General features: G+C 68.4%; 15 protein-coding genes. All 15 read right to left on the reverse strand.

Going from position 1 to position 17,174, the window contains the following annotated elements:
- Positions 1–38 precede the first annotated feature (38 nt).
- On the reverse strand, positions 39–881 hold the full coding sequence (locus NR810_RS16330; protein WP_257453536.1) for a glucodextranase DOMON-like domain-containing protein: 843 nt from the start codon (positions 879–881) through the stop codon (positions 39–41).
- A gap of 32 nt (positions 882–913) precedes the next feature.
- On the reverse strand, positions 914–1,792 hold the full coding sequence (locus tag NR810_RS16335; protein ID WP_257453537.1) for a sugar ABC transporter permease: 879 nt from the start codon (positions 1,790–1,792) through the stop codon (positions 914–916).
- Positions 1,792–3,840: a carbohydrate ABC transporter permease gene (locus tag NR810_RS16340; protein WP_257453538.1), complete on the reverse strand. Its 2,049-nt coding sequence runs from the start codon at positions 3,838–3,840 to the stop codon at positions 1,792–1,794. Before NR810_RS16340 ends, NR810_RS16335 begins: the two co-directional genes overlap by 1 nt.
- A gap of 16 nt (positions 3,841–3,856) precedes the next feature.
- On the reverse strand, positions 3,857–5,089 hold the full coding sequence (locus NR810_RS16345) for an extracellular solute-binding protein (RefSeq protein ID WP_257453539.1): 1,233 nt from the start codon (positions 5,087–5,089) through the stop codon (positions 3,857–3,859).
- 29 nt (positions 5,090–5,118) lie between these two features.
- Positions 5,119–6,213, reverse strand: a complete 1,095-nt coding sequence (locus tag NR810_RS16350; RefSeq protein WP_257453540.1) for an ABC transporter ATP-binding protein — start codon at positions 6,211–6,213, stop codon at positions 5,119–5,121.
- Positions 6,214–6,286: 73 nt separating this feature from the next.
- Complete coding sequence (locus tag NR810_RS16355; protein WP_257453541.1) at positions 6,287–7,693, reverse strand: alpha-amylase family glycosyl hydrolase; 1,407 nt, start codon at positions 7,691–7,693, stop codon at positions 6,287–6,289.
- A gap of 425 nt (positions 7,694–8,118) precedes the next feature.
- Positions 8,119–8,532: a hypothetical protein gene (locus NR810_RS16360; protein ID WP_257453542.1), complete on the reverse strand. Its 414-nt coding sequence runs from the start codon at positions 8,530–8,532 to the stop codon at positions 8,119–8,121.
- Between the two features lie 117 nt (positions 8,533–8,649).
- A complete protein-coding gene (locus tag NR810_RS16365) occupies positions 8,650–9,246 on the reverse strand; it encodes a chemotaxis protein CheC (RefSeq protein ID WP_257453543.1) in 597 nt (198 codons plus the stop codon).
- On the reverse strand, positions 9,243–11,384 hold the full coding sequence (locus NR810_RS16370) for a chemotaxis protein CheA (protein WP_257453544.1): 2,142 nt from the start codon (positions 11,382–11,384) through the stop codon (positions 9,243–9,245). The genes NR810_RS16365 and NR810_RS16370 overlap by 4 nt, the downstream gene beginning before the upstream one ends.
- A gap of 56 nt (positions 11,385–11,440) precedes the next feature.
- A complete protein-coding gene (locus NR810_RS16375; protein WP_108067310.1) occupies positions 11,441–11,809 on the reverse strand; it encodes a response regulator in 369 nt (122 codons plus the stop codon).
- A 72-nt stretch (positions 11,810–11,881) separates the two neighbouring features.
- A complete protein-coding gene (locus NR810_RS16380; protein ID WP_204224886.1) occupies positions 11,882–12,310 on the reverse strand; it encodes a chemotaxis protein CheW in 429 nt (142 codons plus the stop codon).
- A 119-nt stretch (positions 12,311–12,429) separates the two neighbouring features.
- The gene (locus NR810_RS16385) at positions 12,430–13,791 is read right to left on the reverse strand and encodes a methyl-accepting chemotaxis protein (protein WP_257453545.1); all 1,362 of its coding nucleotides are present in this window, start codon (positions 13,789–13,791) and stop codon (positions 12,430–12,432) included.
- Positions 13,792–13,838: 47 nt separating this feature from the next.
- A complete protein-coding gene (gene thiL / locus NR810_RS16390; protein WP_257453546.1) occupies positions 13,839–14,837 on the reverse strand; it encodes a thiamine-phosphate kinase in 999 nt (332 codons plus the stop codon).
- 136 nt (positions 14,838–14,973) lie between these two features.
- On the reverse strand, positions 14,974–16,464 hold the full coding sequence (locus tag NR810_RS16395; RefSeq protein ID WP_257453547.1) for an ATP-binding protein: 1,491 nt from the start codon (positions 16,462–16,464) through the stop codon (positions 14,974–14,976).
- Positions 16,461–17,165: a GTP-binding protein gene (locus NR810_RS16400; protein ID WP_204224882.1), complete on the reverse strand. Its 705-nt coding sequence runs from the start codon at positions 17,163–17,165 to the stop codon at positions 16,461–16,463. Before NR810_RS16400 ends, NR810_RS16395 begins: the two co-directional genes overlap by 4 nt.
- Positions 17,166–17,174: the final 9 nt, after the last annotated feature.

Consider the following 17,174-nt stretch of genomic DNA (forward strand, 5'->3'; position numbering starts at 1 on the left):
CGCGACCCCCGGCAGAATCTCGAATCAAAGACTGACGACTACTTCTGCTCCTGGGCCGCCGGAGCAGCCTTCACGCCGCCTACCATGGTGAGCGTCGCCGGCTTCTTGGCCGTGCCGTCCTCAGCGCACTCGTAGCTCAGCATCTCGTGCTGCGCCTTCACCTCGGAGGCATCGCCCTTGCCCTCGCCCGCGAGCAGATCCATCACGTGCGGATCACACTCGCCGTCGTTGCCACCACCGAAGCGGTGCTGGCCCTCGTACTCGTTCACCTTGCGGGTCAGCAGATCACTGCCCGCGGGGAAGCCCTCGTTGGACTGCACCAGCACCTGGAAGCGCCACTGCGAGGGATCTCCCTCGAGGCCCCCCAGGTCGACCGTGGCGTTCACCTTGCGGCCCGAGCCCTTGATGCGGTTGGGAACCAGCACGTTGTCCTTGGCCGCGCCCGCCTTGTTGCCTACCTCGGCCTTCACGCGCGCGGAGCCCTGCGGCGAGATGACGATGACCTTCTCCCAGCCAAACTCCGGGGCGAACTTCACGTTGAGGCCCGGCAGGGAGTCGGTGGAGCCGCTGCCCGCCTTGCCATCCGTGTCGATGAAGATGAAGGCCATCTGCACGGAGAAGCCGGCGCCCGTCTTCCACGCGTCCTCCAGGCTGGTGTTGAAGCCCAGGGAGACGTCGGCCTTGGCGCCCTTCTTCTCGAAGGTGAAGTCCGTCAGGTCGAACGAGCCGCGCTTGTACACGGTGTCGGTCGGGTACTTGTAGGCACCGGGACCGTTGTCGTCACCGGTCGGGTCCTTGAAGGACACCTTGTCAGCGGCCAGAGCGGGGGCGCCCAGGAGCGCCGCGGCCAGCGTGAACACAGCGAAACGCGAGGTCTTCATGTGCAACTTCTCCTTGCTGGGATGACTGCGGACTAACCCTTGACGCTGCCGGCGGTCAGGCCGGAGACGAGGTACTTCTGGAGGAACAGGAACAGGATCACCACCGGCACCGAGACGATGATGGAGCCAGCGGCGAAGTAGCCCCACTGCTGGGAGAAGCCACCCACGAAGAAGCGCAGTCCCACCGGCGCCGTGTACATCGTCTCCTGGTCCATGAAGGTGGCCGCGAGGATGAATTCGTTCCACGACGTCATGAACGAGAAGAGCGCCGTCACCGCCACCGCCGGCTTGGCCAGCGGCAGGATGATGGTCCAGAAGATCTTCCCCACCGACGCGCCCTCGATGAGCGCGGCCTCCTCCAGATCCTTCGGGATGGTATCGAAGTAGCCCTTGAGCATCCACACGCTGAAGGGAATGGAGGTGGTGGCGTAGACGATCATCAGGCCGAAGCGCGAGCTGCCCAGGCCCAGCCACTGCACCAGGATGATGTAGAGGGGAATCAACATCAGCGTGCCCGGGAACATCTGGGACACGAGGAAGGCCATCATGCCCGCGCGCTGGCCGGCGAACTTGAAGCGGCTGAAGGCATAGGCCGCGGTGCACGCGAGGAACACGCCCACCACCGTGGTGCCCAGCGCGATGATGGCGCTGTTGAGCATCCACTGCCCGAAGGGCTGATCCCTCATCACCGACACGAAGTTGGAGAGCGACCACGTCTCCGGCCAGGGCGTGACGGCGCGCACCCGGTCCAGGAACGAGGGCGCCTCGGGCAGCGTGGCGATCGCCAGGCTCTGCTTGCCCGAGAAGGCGATCGTGATGACCCAGAGGATGGGATAGAGGGTGAAGAGGGTGAAGCCCGCCAGCAGCACGTGCAGCGGCCAGTGGGGCACCCCATCTCGACGCGAGAACATCAGGCGGCCTCCGTGGCGCGCGACATGCGGTTCTGCACCACGCTGTAGAGCAGCAGGATGCCGAAGATGACCGTCGAGTACGCCGCCGCGTACCCGTAGCGGTAGCGCTGGAAGGCGAACTTGTACGCCTGGGTCACGAGGATTTCCGTCGAGTTGCCCGGCTCACCCTCGGTCACCAGGAAGATGATGTTGAACATGTTGAAGGTCCAGACGACCGACAGGATGACGGCCGGGACCAGTGCGGGCTTGAGCGAGGGCAGTGTAATCGACTTGAACTGCTGCCAGCGAGAGGCCCCATCCACGCGCGCGGCCTCGTAGAGCTCGTTGGGGATGGACGTCAGCGCGCCCAGCGACACCACCATCATGAAGGGGAAGCTCAACCAGCCGTTGGTGGCGAGCGCCGTGAGGAACGACGTCGTCGGCGTGTCGTACCAGGCGAGCCCCTGTCCACCGAACATCCGGATGACGTGGTTCACCACGCCGAACTGCTGGTGGAACATGCCCTTCCAGATGAGGGCGGTGATGTAGTTGGGCATGGCCCACGGCAGGATGAGCAGCACGCGGTACACCGGCCGCAGCGCCAGCCCCTGCACGTTGAGGATGAGCGCCAGCGCCAGGCCCACCGTCACGCCGATGGTCACGTTGGTGACCGTCCACACCACCGTGAAGAAGAGCGTGTAGTAGAAGTTGAGGTAGTTGAAGACGAGCGAGCCGTCCTGCGCGCGCCGGGCGATGTTGAAGTCGCCCAGGATCTCCACGTAGTTGCGCAGGCCCACCCAGATGTCCGATAGCGCCTGCCCCGTGTTGTAGAGGTTGGAGTCGGTGAAGGACAGGGTGATGCCGTAGAAGAACGGGAAGAAGACGAGCACCACCATGCCCACCATCGCCGGGGCGATGTAGAGGTAGGCCGTCCGGTACTCCACCACCGTCTCCACCGTGCGGGCCAGGCCACCCATGCCGATGAAGAGCAGCACGGCCAGGGCCAGTGCCCCCAGCCCGCCCAGCGCGCGGCCCGCGCCCGAGCGCAGCTCGCCCACGCGCGCGGACACCACCGCCTCGTTCACCTCACCCGCCGGTGTCACGAGCCCGAGCGGACGGCGGAACTGATCCGCGTCCCAGTTGCCCGGCTGCAGCGCCGGCTCGGCCGCGAGCTGCCGCTCGGCCATCACCGCCTGGGCCCGCTGCGCCATCGCTTGCAGTTGTGTGGCCACGAGCGTCTGCGTCCCACGCACCTCGGCGCCCAGCGTGCCCAGGGAATAGGACACGTAGCCACCCAGGCCCGCCGCGAGCAACACCACCGACACGGCCACGAGCAGGCCCTGGCGGCGCACCACGAAGGCCGCGGCACCACACACCGCCAGCGGCACCAGGAAGAAGGCGAGCGTCGCCAACATGCCCGGCTTCAACGGAGCCGCCAGGGGCGCCGTGGCCAGCTCCACCATGCCCACCACCGAGCCGTCCACCTCCACCGGCGCGCTCAGCAGGCGCCGGCCATCCGGCAGCGCCTCCGTCTCCACCTCCACCTTGCGCGCGGAGCCCTCCTCCCGGTTGGTCTCCACCGCGGCCCGCAGCCGCTGCCCGCGGTCATAGAGGGGCTTCTCCTCACGCGACAGCCGGCGCGGCGCCGCGCGTTCCCCCTGGTCCTCGGGGAAGGTGGAGGCCTCGAGCTGGATGCCCGAGAAGGCAATCACGCGCACCGCGCTGCCCGCGGGAAGCTGCTCCTTCCACGTGGACACCACGGCTCGCACGGCGTCACCCGAGCCCCCCGCGCGCTGGACGAGGTCCTCCAGCGCACGCAGGGACACGAGGGACTGGCGATCCGCGCGCTCGGTGGACATCTTCTCCAGCGCCCCGGCCAGCAGGCCGTAGGCGATCGCCAGGGACAGACCGAGCGCGAGGGAGAGCCCCACGAACACCCGCCCGCGGTGCAGAGCACCAGGGCCCGGCGAGCCGCCCGAGGGATCGCCCCCGGTCCTATGGAGGGCTTGGGATCGACCGCGCTCATCGCCCGGGTGGGCGGAGGCATCGCCGGTACGCTGTGGGGCCATGTTGCTCACTCGCTCCTCACTTCTTGCGCAGGCCGGCCACGTCCTTGGCCACGGCCTTCTGGGCTACGTCGAGGGCGGCCTTGGGAGTGGCGGCCTTCTTGAGGATGGAGTTCATCGCCGAGGTGGCCGGCGACCAGACCATCGTCATCTCCGGCACGTTGGGCATCGGCACCGCCGTGTCGACCTGGTCGCGGAACGCCTTGAGCTGCGCGTCCGCCTGGACCTTCGGATCGGAGTACACCGCCGAGTTGGCGGGGTTCTGCCGGCCCTCCAGCGCGAGCACCTTGGCGGCCTCGTCGCTGGTGAGGAACTTCGCCACCTCGAAGGCCGCGTCCGTGTTCTTCGACGGAGCGGAGATGTACACGCCCTCCACCGTCATCCACGGGCGCATCGGCTTGCCACCGGCCTCGTCCAGCGTGGGCAGCGGCGCCAGGCCGTAGTCCACGCCCTTGGCGATTTCGCCCAGGAACCAGGGGCCGGAGAACACCATGGCCGCCTTGCCCTCGTTGAAGAGCGAGGTGATGAGCGCCGAGGAGGGCTCGGCGGGCAGGATGCCGTCCTTCTCCACCCACTTCATCACCTGCTCCACCGACTTCACGTTCTGCGGCGAGTTGAGGGTGGGCGTGGTGCCCTGGCCGAACACGCCGCCGCCGAAGCCGTTCATCAGGGCCGCGTGGAAGTAGAAGTCACCGTAGGAGTACGCCAGACCGAAGCGGCCGGCCTTCTTGTCGGTGAGCTTCTTGGCGATCGTCACCAGCTCGCCGCTCGTCTTCGGCGGGGTGGGCACGAGCTTCTTGTTGTAGATGAGCGTGATGACCTTGTAGTTCAGCGGCAGGCCGTACACGGTGCCGCGGTAGGTCATCGCCTCCATCGTGCCGGGGATGAAGCGCTTGCGGAGGGCGTCATCCACGAAGAAGTCGATGGGCGCCACCGTGTTGCCCGCTTCGATCCATCCACCCAGGCGGTCCTGGGCGAAGATGAAGATGTCCGGCCCCTTGCCGCGCGGCACGGTGGCGGAGATCTTGTCCGCGTAGGCGTCATACGGCACTGCCAGCGTCGTCACCTTGATGCCCTTGGAGGCATTGGCGGCGTTGAACTGGGCGATCACCTTCTCCAGCGCCGTCTTCTCCTCGGCGCGGTAGGCGTGCCACAAGACGATCTCCTTCGTCTCGGCGGCGGCGGCGGGCCTTGCAATCAGGCCGAGCGCGCACAGGCACACGGCCGCGATCATCAGTCGCAGGTTCTTCATGTCGTGGAGCTCCTCTGGAGGGGACTCGACTAGGCGGACAGACGTTGCTCGGTTTCAGCGTCGAACAGGTGCAGCGCTTCCAGCTCGACCACCACCTGCATCTTCGCGCCCGTCTCGGGCGTGTGCTGGGGCGGCAGCCGGAAGACGATCGAATGCTCGGCGAGGCGGGAGTGGACGATGACCTCGTTGCCGAGCGGCTCGACGAGATCCACCTTCACCTCCAGCGGCGCCGTCTCACCGCGGGCGGTAACCGTGGGCGCGATGATGTTGTCAGGACGGATGCCGACCTTCAACTTGCGGCCCCCCTTGCCCGCCGTCACCGCGCGCAGGCTCTGGGGGACCGGCAGCTTGAAGCCATCACCCTCGATGGACTCGCCATTGGCCGAGAGCGTGGCGGTGGCGAAGCTCATGGGCGGGGAGCCGATGAACTGGGCCACGAAGACGTTGGCCGGGCGCTCGTACACCTCCAGCGGGGTGCCGAGCTGCTGCAGCTTGCCCTCCTTCATCACCGCAATGCGGTGACCCATCGTCATGGCCTCGATCTGATCGTGCGTCACGTAGACCGAGGTGACGCCCAGACGCTGCTGGAGCTTCTTGATCTCCGAGCGCATCTGCACGCGCAGCTTGGCGTCGAGGTTGGACAGCGGCTCGTCGAAGAGGAACACCGCCGGCTTGCGCACGATGGCGCGGCCGAGCGCCACGCGCTGGCGCTGACCACCGGACAGCTGCTTGGGCTTGCGGTCCAGCAGGTGCGTGATGCCGAGAATCTCGGCGGCATCGTTCACCAGCTTGTCCATCTCCGGCTTGGGCGTCTTGCGGATCTTCAGACCGAACTCGAGGTTCTCCCGGATGGTCATATGCGGATAGAGCGCATAGTTCTGGAAGACCATCGCGACGTCGCGATCCTTGGGCGGCAGCTCGTTCACCACGCGGTCGCCAATGGACAGGCTCCCGCCGGAGATCTCCTCGAGGCCGGCGATCATCCGCAGCGCCGTGGACTTGCCACAGCCCGTCGGGCCCACCAGCACCATGAACTCATGGTCACGGATATCGAGGTTCAATCCCTCGATGACCGAGACGTCGCCATACCGCTTGGCCACATTCTTGAAAACCACACCGGCCATTCAGGCTCTCCCCACCACGCGGGCACACCCCGGCTCACCCGGGTGCCTGTTTCCAGTTGGACTACTTTCGCATCTAACGAGACCGCCCCAGGATGCGGACGGACAGAGGCTCGACGGTCACTTCTACCGTAGGACCGGCCTTCAGGGACTTCCCATCGAGCAGGTCTTCCGCGTCCGCACCGCTCCAGGCCTCGGGCCAGGGAAACGACACGGCCGCCTTCTTGTCACCGCGGTTCACCGCGACCACTACCGCATCGCCCGACTCCGGCTCGTGCCGGAGGAAGGCGTAGACGTCACCATCCGTGGCGAGCCCCTTGTGCGTACCACGCGCCAGCGCCGGGTGTGCACGGCGAATGGCGATGAGCTTCTGGTAGAACTGGCGAAGCGACTCGTCGCGCGGCAGGCCCACGCCGGGCTGCACCGCGCGCTCGCCCCAGGGCATGTCGCTCCGGTTGGCCGGCCAGTCCCCCCCGGCGCGGCCCACTTCCTCGCCGTAGTAGATGACGGGCATGCCGGAGGTGGTGAGCTGCAACGCCGCCGCGAGCCGGAAGCGCGCCTTGTCGCCCCCCAACTGGAAGAGCGCGCCGGGCACGTCGTGCGAGGACAGGAAGTGAGACAGCAGGTAGCCCTTGCGCACCTTGCCGCGCGAGCGGAGGTAGGCATCGAAGGCGACGGTGCGCCCGCGGCCCTGCACCCAGGCGAGCGCGCTGCCCTGGAAGCCGAAGTCGAAGCCGGCATCCATCTCGTCATTGACGAACCACGCGTCGAGCGACTCGCGATCCCCGCCCCACACCTCGCCAATCAGGAAGAAGTCCTTCCCCAGCTCCTCGCGCGTGCGGCGGCGGTGCTCCTGCCAGAAGGGGTGGTCGACGTGCTTCACCGTGTCCAGCCGGAAGCCGTCCACTCCTGAACGCTTGCCCCAGGAAATCTGCGCGTCGAGCAGGTACTTCGCCACCTCGGGCAGCTCCGTCTTGAAGTCCGGCAGGCCGGACACGCAGGAGGTCAGGTCATCCTGCCCGCAGGTGCCCTTCTCCTCCGAGCGCAGCCAGCCACGCGTCTCGGGGGCCGACAGGTAGCGCGAGTTGTAGCCAGGGTGGTTGTAGACCACGTCCAGCAGCACGCGGATGCCCCGCTGGTGACACGCGTCCACCAGCGCCTTCAGCTCCTGCTCACCGCCGAAGCGGGGGTCGAGCTGATGGAAGTCGTCCGCCCAGTAGCCGTGGTAGCCCCAGTCCGGGAAGCCGGCGCCGGTGACGAAGCCCTCGATGTTCTTCACCACCGGGGTGATCCAGATCGCCGTCACGCCCAGCGAGGACAGCTCGTCGAGCTGCTCGCGCAAACCCTTGAAGTCCCCCCCGTGGAACGCGCCGGGGGCCTTCTTGTCCACCTGGATGTCGTTGGCCGGATCGCCGTTGGCGAAGCGGTCCAACACGACGAAGTAGAGCACCTCGTCGGACCAACGACGCGCGGGAGCCGCCACCGTCGCGGGCGCCGGAGCCTCCGGGGCAACGGGGGCGGGCGCCTGAACGGACGCGGGCGTGCCGACCTCCGAGGTTGCGTTCCCAGAGGGCGGTTGCGAGTGAACGCAGCCGGTGACCGCCAGGGGAAAAAGCAACAGGGAAATCGCAGCGGGGTGAAGAATGTTCGCGCGTCTGGCCGGGGGGCGACGAGGCGACGAATCAACCATTGGGCGGGACTTTTCCACACCCGCTCTAGAAAGTGAACCCTGGCACTTCGGATGTCATGAAACGGCAGTAAATCCAGGCCCTTGAATTGTCTCTTTCACATCCGGCGCATGGAGCGTACACGCCCCGTCAAGTCACGTTCGAGGAATGCAAAGAATGACACACCGCGCTAGCGCACCGTGTCAAAGCCTCACGTCTCCAAGACAGCGTGCCTGTCCGGTCAGGGAAGGGTGTTCGCCCTGTCCGGCACGTCATGGGGGTCCGCCTTGCCCACGTCCTCCACGACGATGATTTCGCGCGCGACCATCTCCAGGTCGTTGCTGGCGAACGAGGCGCGCACGGTGGAGCCGGGAGCGAGGAACTCGCGGCCAATCAGCTTGCCGTCCTGGTAGTAGCGCGTCTGCGGGGTGATGCGCAGGTAGCGCGCCTTGCCCCACTTGTCCTCGATGACGAGCATGTCCGAGTACTCGCCGGAGACGGTGCCCTTCATCATGAAGCCCCGCTCGAGCGAATGGGGGTTCTTCGCGATGGAGCCCTCGCTGCCCGAGGACTGGCGCATGGCCACCGTGCCATCCGTCCGACAACCCGCGAGCACCAACGCCCCCAGCACCGCTCCCCAGATGACACCCCGCATGCCCGCTTCCCCCATGGGACGCGGAGACGCCGCGCCCCACGATGGGTCAAGTTGGGATGGGTGTCCGGGGGCCGCAAGCAGCACCTCGGGCCACGGCTGGTTGCCCGGCCCTCCCGGTCAGACGCCGAGACGGGCGAGCAGGGCCCTGGAGCTCTCGCGCTCCAGCAACAGCAGCACCTGGCCAGACACCGCGGGCGCTCCCACCGCCGAGAAGCGCGTCTCCAGCACCACCACGCGGCTGTTGCCCTCGGCCTCCTTCATCGCCCCCGCCACCACCGCGTCCGCCGTGCCCCGCACCAGCGCCGGCACCGTCGGCAGCAGCCGCCAGCCCGTCAGCGTGCCGATGGCAGACAGGCACGCGCTCGCCACGATGTTGGCCGTCTCCGACAGCGCGCTCTCCCGATCCTCCAGCGGCGCGTCCCGGCGCCGCAGCAGCAGCGCCTCCAGCGCCTCGCTGTCCTCCGTGGGCATCACCAGCAACAGCACGCCCCGGAGCTGCCCCTCCATGCCCAGCTTCGCCGCCACCACGGAGGTCTCGCCACCCCCCAGCAGCTGCGCCACCTCCGAGGTCGCCGCCAGCATCGCGCGCGGCACGGACAGGTTCACCGTGCGGCCACCCACCAGCCGCGCGAGCGCGCTCACCGCGTGCCCGCAGCCGATGTTGGCCACCTCACGAAGGGCGTCCAGCTGAATGTCGCTCGGGTGGGGGCTCACGCGGACAGTAACCTCGGCACGTCCAGGATGAACACCGGGCGGCCACTTCCCAGGATGGTCACTCCCGAGAGGCCCGGCAGCAAGTCCAGGGGCCGGGACAGCGGCTTGAGCACCGCCTCCTCCTGCCCCACCAATCTGTCGACCGCGAGAGCGACCCGTCCCGCGTCTCCTTCCATCACCACGAACGGCCGCATGCCCTTGCGCGGCGGGGCATCGACGCCCACCAGCGCATCCAACCCGTACACGGGTAACAGCCCGTGGCCGTGGGGCAGCATCGGTGTCTCGCGGCTGCGGTCGAGCTTCTCGCCGTCCGCCTCCGTCGCGCCCACCACCTTGGCGATGGGCAGGCCGAACACCTCCTCGCCCACCGCCACCAGCAGCAGGTGCACCACCGCCACCGTCAGCGGCAGCCGCAGCGTGAAGCGTGTGCCGCGGCCCAGCTCGCTCTCGATCTCCAGCGTCCCGCCCACGTTCTCCACCACGCGCTTCACCGCGTCCATGCCCACGCCGCGGCCCGAGATTTCCGAGACGTCCTTCGCGGTGGACACGCCCGGCAGGCACGCGAGCAGGAAGGCCTCGCGGTCCGTCATCCGCGCCGCCGCCTCCGCGCTGATGGCGCCACGAGCCACCGCCGCCGCCTTCAGATTCGCGGCGTTCATGCCCCGGCCGTCGTCCTCCATCTCCACCACCACCCGGTCGCGCGCGCGCCGCACGGACACCAGCACGCGTCCTCGCGCGCCCTTGCCCGCCGCCACCCGCTCCTCCGGTGACTCCAGGCCGTGGTCGATGCAGTTGCGCAGCAGGTGCAGCAGGGGGTCGGCCAGCTCGTCGAGGATGGCCCGGTCGAGCTCGATCTCCGCGCCGGTGATGACCAGGTCGACCTCGCGCTCCTTGCGCCGGGCGATGTCGCGTGCCGCGCGGGGCAGCCGGTCCGTGATGAGCGACAGCGGCGTCATGCGCGCGCTCATCACCTTGTCGTGCAGGTCCTTCACCAGCGTCTGCAGCCGGTAGACGCCCTCCTCGATGGGCGGGCGCGAGCCCTCCGGCAGCACCTTGCCCAGCTCGCGCAGGCGCGCGGTGGCCAGCAGCAGCTCGCCCACCGTGTCCAGGAAGTAATCCAGCAGCTCCGTGCGCACGCGCACCGTGCGCGTCGCCGAGTCCCCTCCCACCGTCCGGGCGGACTCCGCCAGCGACTGCGCCGCCTGCGAGACGGGCGCGGGCGGTGGTGCGGCGACCGCGAGCGCCAGCGAGACGAGCTCCACCTCCGCCACGTTGCGCAGCGCCTTGCGGATGCCCTCCTCGCCCTCGGCCGTCTCCAGCTCGAGCTGGATGTTCCCATCCGGGATGCGGCCGGCCTTGAGGTCCTCCAGCGTGGGAAACAGGTCGTGCAGCGTCCCCAGGCCCGTGAGCCGCTTGTGCACCAGGAAGGCCCGCACGCCCGGCGTCTGGCAGGTGGGCGCGATGCGCAGCCGCACCGCCCAGCGCTTCATCGTCTTCGGAGGGGCCTCTGGCTTCGCCTCCCCTTCCATCGTGAAGGGGGTCACCACCGCCATGGACACCGAGGCGGCCAGCTGGGCCGTCGCGGCCACCGGAGCCTCGGGAGCGGGCGCGGCGACGGGAGCAGCCGGAGCGGCGGCCTCGGCAGGAGGAGCAACGGGAGCGGCAGGGGCAGGCGTGGCGGCCGGAACGGGCGCGACACTGGCAACGGAGCCGGAGGTCCGGCCCAGCACCCGCGTGGCGCCCGGCGCGCGACCCGTGAGAGCACTCACCCGTTCGGCCAGCTGGCCCAACAGCGCGGAGGCGTCATCCGGCGGCTTGTTGTCCGCCACGGAGCGCACCTGGGCCAGCATGATGTCGGTGGCCGCCAGGAGCAGGTCCACCAGGGTGCGCTCCAGCCTGCTCGGATCCTGCCGGATGGCGTCGACCAGGTCCTCCACCCGGTGGGCCAGCACGGCGATGGCCTCGAATCCCATCGAGGACGCCATGCCCTTGACCGAGTGGGCGTGGCGGAACATGGAGTCCACCACCGCGGGTGCCCCCTCGCGCTCCAGCTGCACGAGGTCCCGCCCCAACCCTTCCAGGTGCTCGCTTGCCTCGGTGAGGAACAGGCCGAGGTAGCGGGACATGTCCATCGTCATGTCCAGCCTCGGAGGCGCACGACGGTCATCCGCACGCCTGCATCAGGACGGGGGCCTCAGCCCTCGCCCAATACCTTCTTGACGACCGCCAGCACGTCCTCCGCTCGGAACGGCTTGACGATGAAGTCCGAGGCTCCCGCCTCGATGGCCTCCATCACCAGGCTCTCCTGTCCCAGCGCCGAGCACATGATGACCACCGCGTTGGCGTCGTACTTGATGATCTCCCGCGTGGCCTCGATGCCGCTCTTGAACGGCATGACGATGTCCATCGTCGTCAGATCCGGCTTCAACTCCTTGTACTTCTCCACGGCCTCCAGTCCGTTGGCCGCCTCGCCGACGACCTCGAAGCCACCGGACGCGAAGATGTCCTTGATCATGTTGCGCATGAAGATGGCATCGTCGACGACCAGCACCCGCTTAGCCATTTGAAGCTCCGCCTCCGCTCAAGGCCCCGAGAGGGCCGCGGACACTACCATCCGCCCATTTCAGGCGGCTACTCACTTCTGTTGAGCCGCGGTGAAGAGTCCAACCACCGCGGAATCCAGCCCCTCTGGATCCAACACCGTCACGGCCAATCCCCTCAACCTCGCTACTCCTCGTACCGCGGGCACCGCCTTGCCCGGCGCCGTACTCACCCGCTCCACCGCCTCGATTCCGTCCACATCCGTCACCAGCAGGCCCAGATCCCTCCGGCCCCGGTCCAGCAGCACCACCCGGCCCGGCGGCGTGGGCCCATCCGGCAGCCCCAACAACTGGCGCAGCTCCACCACCGTCACCACCCGTCCCCGCAGGTTCATCACCCCCGTCACCGCCGCCGGCGCCCGAGGGACCCGGGTGAAGCGTTCCGGAGGCACCACCACCTCCTTCACCGCCGCCAGCGGCAGGCCGTAGCGCTCCTTCTCCACCCGGATGATGACGTGCCGCACGCAGACGACTTTCTATCAGCAGGGCTCGGGTTCTGGGAAATCCGCGAGAGCAGACAACCGAACAACCCGCGTCCCGACCCACCCTGGAGGGAGGGGGAGGGCGGGAGCCGGCCAGGTGCTCAGGCGTTCAGCCGGAAGCTGCGCACCACGCTCTGCAGCTCGATGGAGAGGTTGGTCAGCTCGCTGGCCAGCGACGTCATCCGCACCATGGCGTCCGTCTGCTCCTGGATGACGGCCTGGATGGCCTCGGTGGAGGCCGAGTTGTTCCGGGCCACCAGGGAGATCTCCTCGGTGGCCTTCACCATCTCCTCGCTGCCCTTGAGCTGCTCGCGGGCGCTGTCGGAGATGAGGTGCACCTTCTCGGCCACCTTGCGCACGGTGTCGGTGATGGCGCCCATGGAGCGCACGATGCCGGTGAGGTCCTCGCGGCCCTCCGCCAGCTCCTCGATGCCCTCCTTCATCGCGCTCACCACCGCCGTCGACTGGCCGGAGATGTCGCGCGCCAGCCGGGAGATCTGCTCCGCCGAGCGGCCCGCGCTCTCGGCCAGCTTGCGCACCTCGTCGGCCACCACCGCGAAGCCGCGGCCGTACTCGCCCGCGCGCGCCGCCTCGATGGTCGCGTTGAGCGCCAGCAGGTTCGTCTGCTGCGCCACCTGGGTGATGGCGTCGACAATCTTCGAAATCTCCTGCGTCTTCTCGCCGAAGGCGAACACCTGCTGGCTCGCCGCCTCGATCCGGTTGAAGACCTTCTTCACCTTCTCGCCGGCCAGCAGCGCCGCCTTGCTGCCGTTCTCGGCCGCGCTGCTCGTCTCCGCCGCCGTGCGCGCCGCGTCCTCCGCGCTCGCCGCCGTACGCTGGATGCTGCCGGCCATCTCCGTAATCACCTTCGACGTGCGGCCCACCAGCTGCGACTGCGTCTCCGCGCCCTGGGCGATCTTGTCCATCGACAAGCCCACCTCCTCGTTGGTCGCGTTGACGTTCTCCGCCGAGCCCTGAAGGTCCTTCGCCGTGTCCGCCACGCTCTTGGCGGTGTCTTGAATCTTGCCCACCAGCTCGCGCAGGTTCTCCTGCATCTTGCTGATCGCCAGCGCCAGCTCGTCGATCTCGTCCCGGCGCAGCGCGCGCGGAGGCTCGACCACCAGCGGCTTGGACAGGTCACCCTGGGAGATCTCGAACGCCGAGCGCGACAGCACCCGCACGCGCGTCACTCGCGCCAGGTAGCGCGGCAGCATCAGCGAGAGCCCCAACGTCAGGCTCAGCGCCATGCCGATGCGCCACCAGAAGCCCAGCAGCGTCTCCGAGATGAGCAGGGCCGCGGTCAACACGCACCCCAGCATCACGTAGCCGGTGAGGATCTTCAGCTGCAGGGACACTTCGTGGCCCCCCGTATCGCTCTGTTCCACGGAACGCAGCAACCGCTGCACCGGAACGCGGCGGGGAGAGAGGCCGGGGGAGGAATCGTCGCGGAGAGGGCGGCGCACGGTTTCGCTTTTTCGGGAGACGGCGACAGCAGGGTGTCGGTTTAGCCCTACCGTCTGGAACGGTCAATCCGCCCGCCCCCTCGGAAGTGGTCGTAGCCGGCGGGCAAGCGCAAGGTCCGGCCCATCGCGTCATGTATATGTCCCGGTTGACCCGGGGTGAGTTGCCCGATGCGCGTCACGGGCTCCTCCGCTCGGAGACACGCTCGCTCGAAGACCGACATGCGCGCGGGCGGGACCGCCAGGAGCAACTCGTAGTCCTCGCCTCCCGCCAACGCTCCCTCCACACCCAGGGAGGCATGCACCGCTCGGGAGACAGGCAGGCGCTCGAGCTCCAGCTGTGCTCCCACGCCCGAGGCCACGCACAGATGCCCGAGATCCTGCGCGAGCCCATCGGACAGATCCAGCCCCGCCGAGGCGAAGCGCACCGCGATCCGGCCCAGTTCGACTCTCGGCTCCGGGCGCTTCTGGCGGAGGATCGCCGCCGACCGCCTCTGGCCCGACAGGAGTTGCTGGAGGCCCAGCCTCGCTTCACCCAGCGTGCCCGAGACGTACAGCAGGTCTCCTGGACGGCCTCCGGCTCGCGTGATGGGTGCGGTGCCCGGCGGGAGCTCTCCCGCCGCCGTGACGGTGATGGAGAGCTCGCGCGCGGAGGTGAAGTTGCCTCCGATCAGCGTGATTCCGTGCTCTCGCGCCAGCGCGCTCATGCCCCTCGCGATGCCGAGGAGCTCGCCGCGCGGGAAGTCTCGCGGCAGCGCGAGCGCACAGACGAACCAGCGCGGCACCGCTCCCATCGACGCGAGGTCCGACAGGTTCACCGCCAGCGCCTTGTGGCCGATCTCCTCCGGTGTGAACCAGTCCCTCTTGAAGTGCACGTCCTCCACCACCGCATCCGTGGTGATGCACTGCGCCCCCTTCGCTGGCGCGAGGACCGCGCAGTCGTCTCCCGGTCCCACGGGAACTCGCGCCCGTGGGAACTGGGACAGGAAGAGATCGATGAGGGCGAATTCTCCCGCTGGCTTCGGCTTCGGCTTCGGCTTCTCTCTCACGGAACCCAGGGTAGACCCTCACCCCAGCCCTCTCCCAGACCGAGCCGGGGCACATGCGCGGATCCAACCTGGGGTTTCCTATACCCTCACCCCGCCCCTCTCCCAGAGGGAGAGGGGGAAGATGGGGGTGGGTGGGTCAGAAACGCTCGGGTTCCGTGTCCACCGGCGGCGGAATGTAGGCCGGCCCCTGCCCCGATAGCGGCGGCTCCTGCGGCATCACCACCCGGAAGCACGAACCCCTCCCTACCTCGCTCGTCACCGACACCTGTCCCCCGTGCCCCTCCACGTAGCTCTTCACGATCGCCAGCCCCAGCCCCGCTCCCCCGTACTCCCGCGTCGGACTGTCGTCCACCTGGTAGAAGCTCTGGAAGATGCGGTCCCTCTGGTCCGCCGGGATTCCCACCCCCGTGTCCTCCACCTCGATGTGGTAGCCCGATCCCCCCAGCTCCGCCTGCGGCCCCAGCTCCGACAGCCTCACGTCCACCCGCCCACCCGTCGGCGTGAACTTCACCGCGTTCGCCAGCAGGTTCACCACCACCTGTCTCAGCTTCTCCCGGTCCGCCACCACCCGCGCCTGCACCACCGCCGGCAGCTGCGTCTTCAGCACCAGCCCCTTGCGCTGTGCCTGCGGCGCCACGCTCGTCAGCGCGCTCTCCACCAGTTCCCGCACGTCCACCCACTCGAACGCCAGCCGCACCTTCCCCGCTTCGATCTGGCTCATGTCCAGGATGGAGGAGATGAGCTTGAGCAGCGTGTTGCCCTTGTCGATGATCGTCCGCACGAACTGCGTCTGCTCCGCGTTCAGCCCCCCCACCAGCCCCTCGGACAACATCTCCGAGTAGCCGATGATGGACGCCAGCGGCGTGCGCAGCTCGTGGCTCACCGTCCCCAGGAAGCTCGACTTGATGCGGTCCGCCTCCTTCAGCCGCTGGTTGAGCCGCAGCAGCTGCGCGTTCTGCGCCTCCAGCTCGCGCTGCGTCTCCAGCATCGCCTCCAGGTGCAGCTGCCCCGTCAGGTAGGCCTTCTGCCCGGCCGCCAGCAGCGCCGCCATCACCTGGGCGAAGTTCACCACCATCCTCGACACCTTGTGCTCGGACATGTGCCGCACATTCGCCACCAGCTCGCACGCCCGCGCCAGGTCCAGCCCCGCCAGCTCCGTCAGCGAGGCGGGCAGCTCCTTCAGCTCCTCCGGCGCGAAGGGCCCGAAGAGGACGCGCCCCAGCAGATCGCCCTCCCACACCACCGGCATCGTCAGGTAGCGCAGGCCGGTGAAGCAGGGCTGGGAGAGCAGCTCTCCCCCCAGGGGACCCGTCCCCGGCAGCACCTGCGCGCCCTGCGTGGACGTCAGCGGCCCCTCGTTCATGCGCGCCACCTGGGCGCCACAGCGCGAGCGGCCCTCGCCACTCGCGGTGACGAAGCCGCAGAAGTCCCCGTTGCTGCCCTTGGCGTCCGCCAGCGTGCGGCCCTGGGCATCCAGCACCCGGATGCCCACCCGGTACAGCTCCCCGAGGCTCTCCACCACGTCCCCGAAGGTGACCGGGTCCAGCATGTCCACCAGCGACAGCTTGCGCTGGAGCACCGACCCGACGTGCTCGCTCCCCGGGGAGCCCGGTTTGTCGGCGCTCATCGCGTCTTCCCTCCCGATGGCGGATAGACGGGCTCGAGCGCCGTGCCCGTCAGGTCCATCTGCTGGAAGATGTGCGTGAGGAACTCCTTCTCCGTCAGCCCGATGTTGCGCGCCAGCCGCGTACGCTCGTCCAGATTGCGCCAGGCCACCTGCAGGAGCGCATGCAACGTCTCCATCACTCCCTCGCCGCGCAGGGCCACCGCCCCCACCACCGGCTCGGAGCCGCGCTTGCGCGCCGCCTCCAGCTCCTCGTCGGTCTGGGCGTCCGGCAGATCGCGCTTGTTGAACTGGATGACCACGGGCACTTGTGAGGCGTCCAGGCCGTTCTCCCTCATGTTCGCCCGGAGCATCCGCCAGTAGGCGTTGTTCTCCGCCGAGGCGCTGCGGCGGCTGTCGGCGATGAAGGCCACCGCATCCGCGTTCTGCAGCACCACGCGCCGGGTGGCGTCATGCACCACCTGCCCGGGCACGGTGAAGAGCTTGAGCTTCACCTTGAAGCCCGAGCTGCTGGTGAAGAAGACCGGAAGAAGATCGAAGAAGAGCGTACGATCCTCGTGCGTCTCCACGCTGAGCAACCGGCCGCGTGCCTCCGGCCGTGCCCGAGCGTGGATGGCGCGCAGGTTCGTCGTCTTCCCACTCAGCCCAGGGCCGTAGTAGACGATCTTCAATGTGAGTTCGCGCTGGGCGTGGTTGAGTTGCACGTGCGGAGC

Origin of the sequence: Archangium lipolyticum, assembly GCF_024623785.1 — a bacterium.
GTDB lineage: Bacteria > Myxococcota > Myxococcia > Myxococcales > Myxococcaceae > Archangium > Archangium lipolyticum.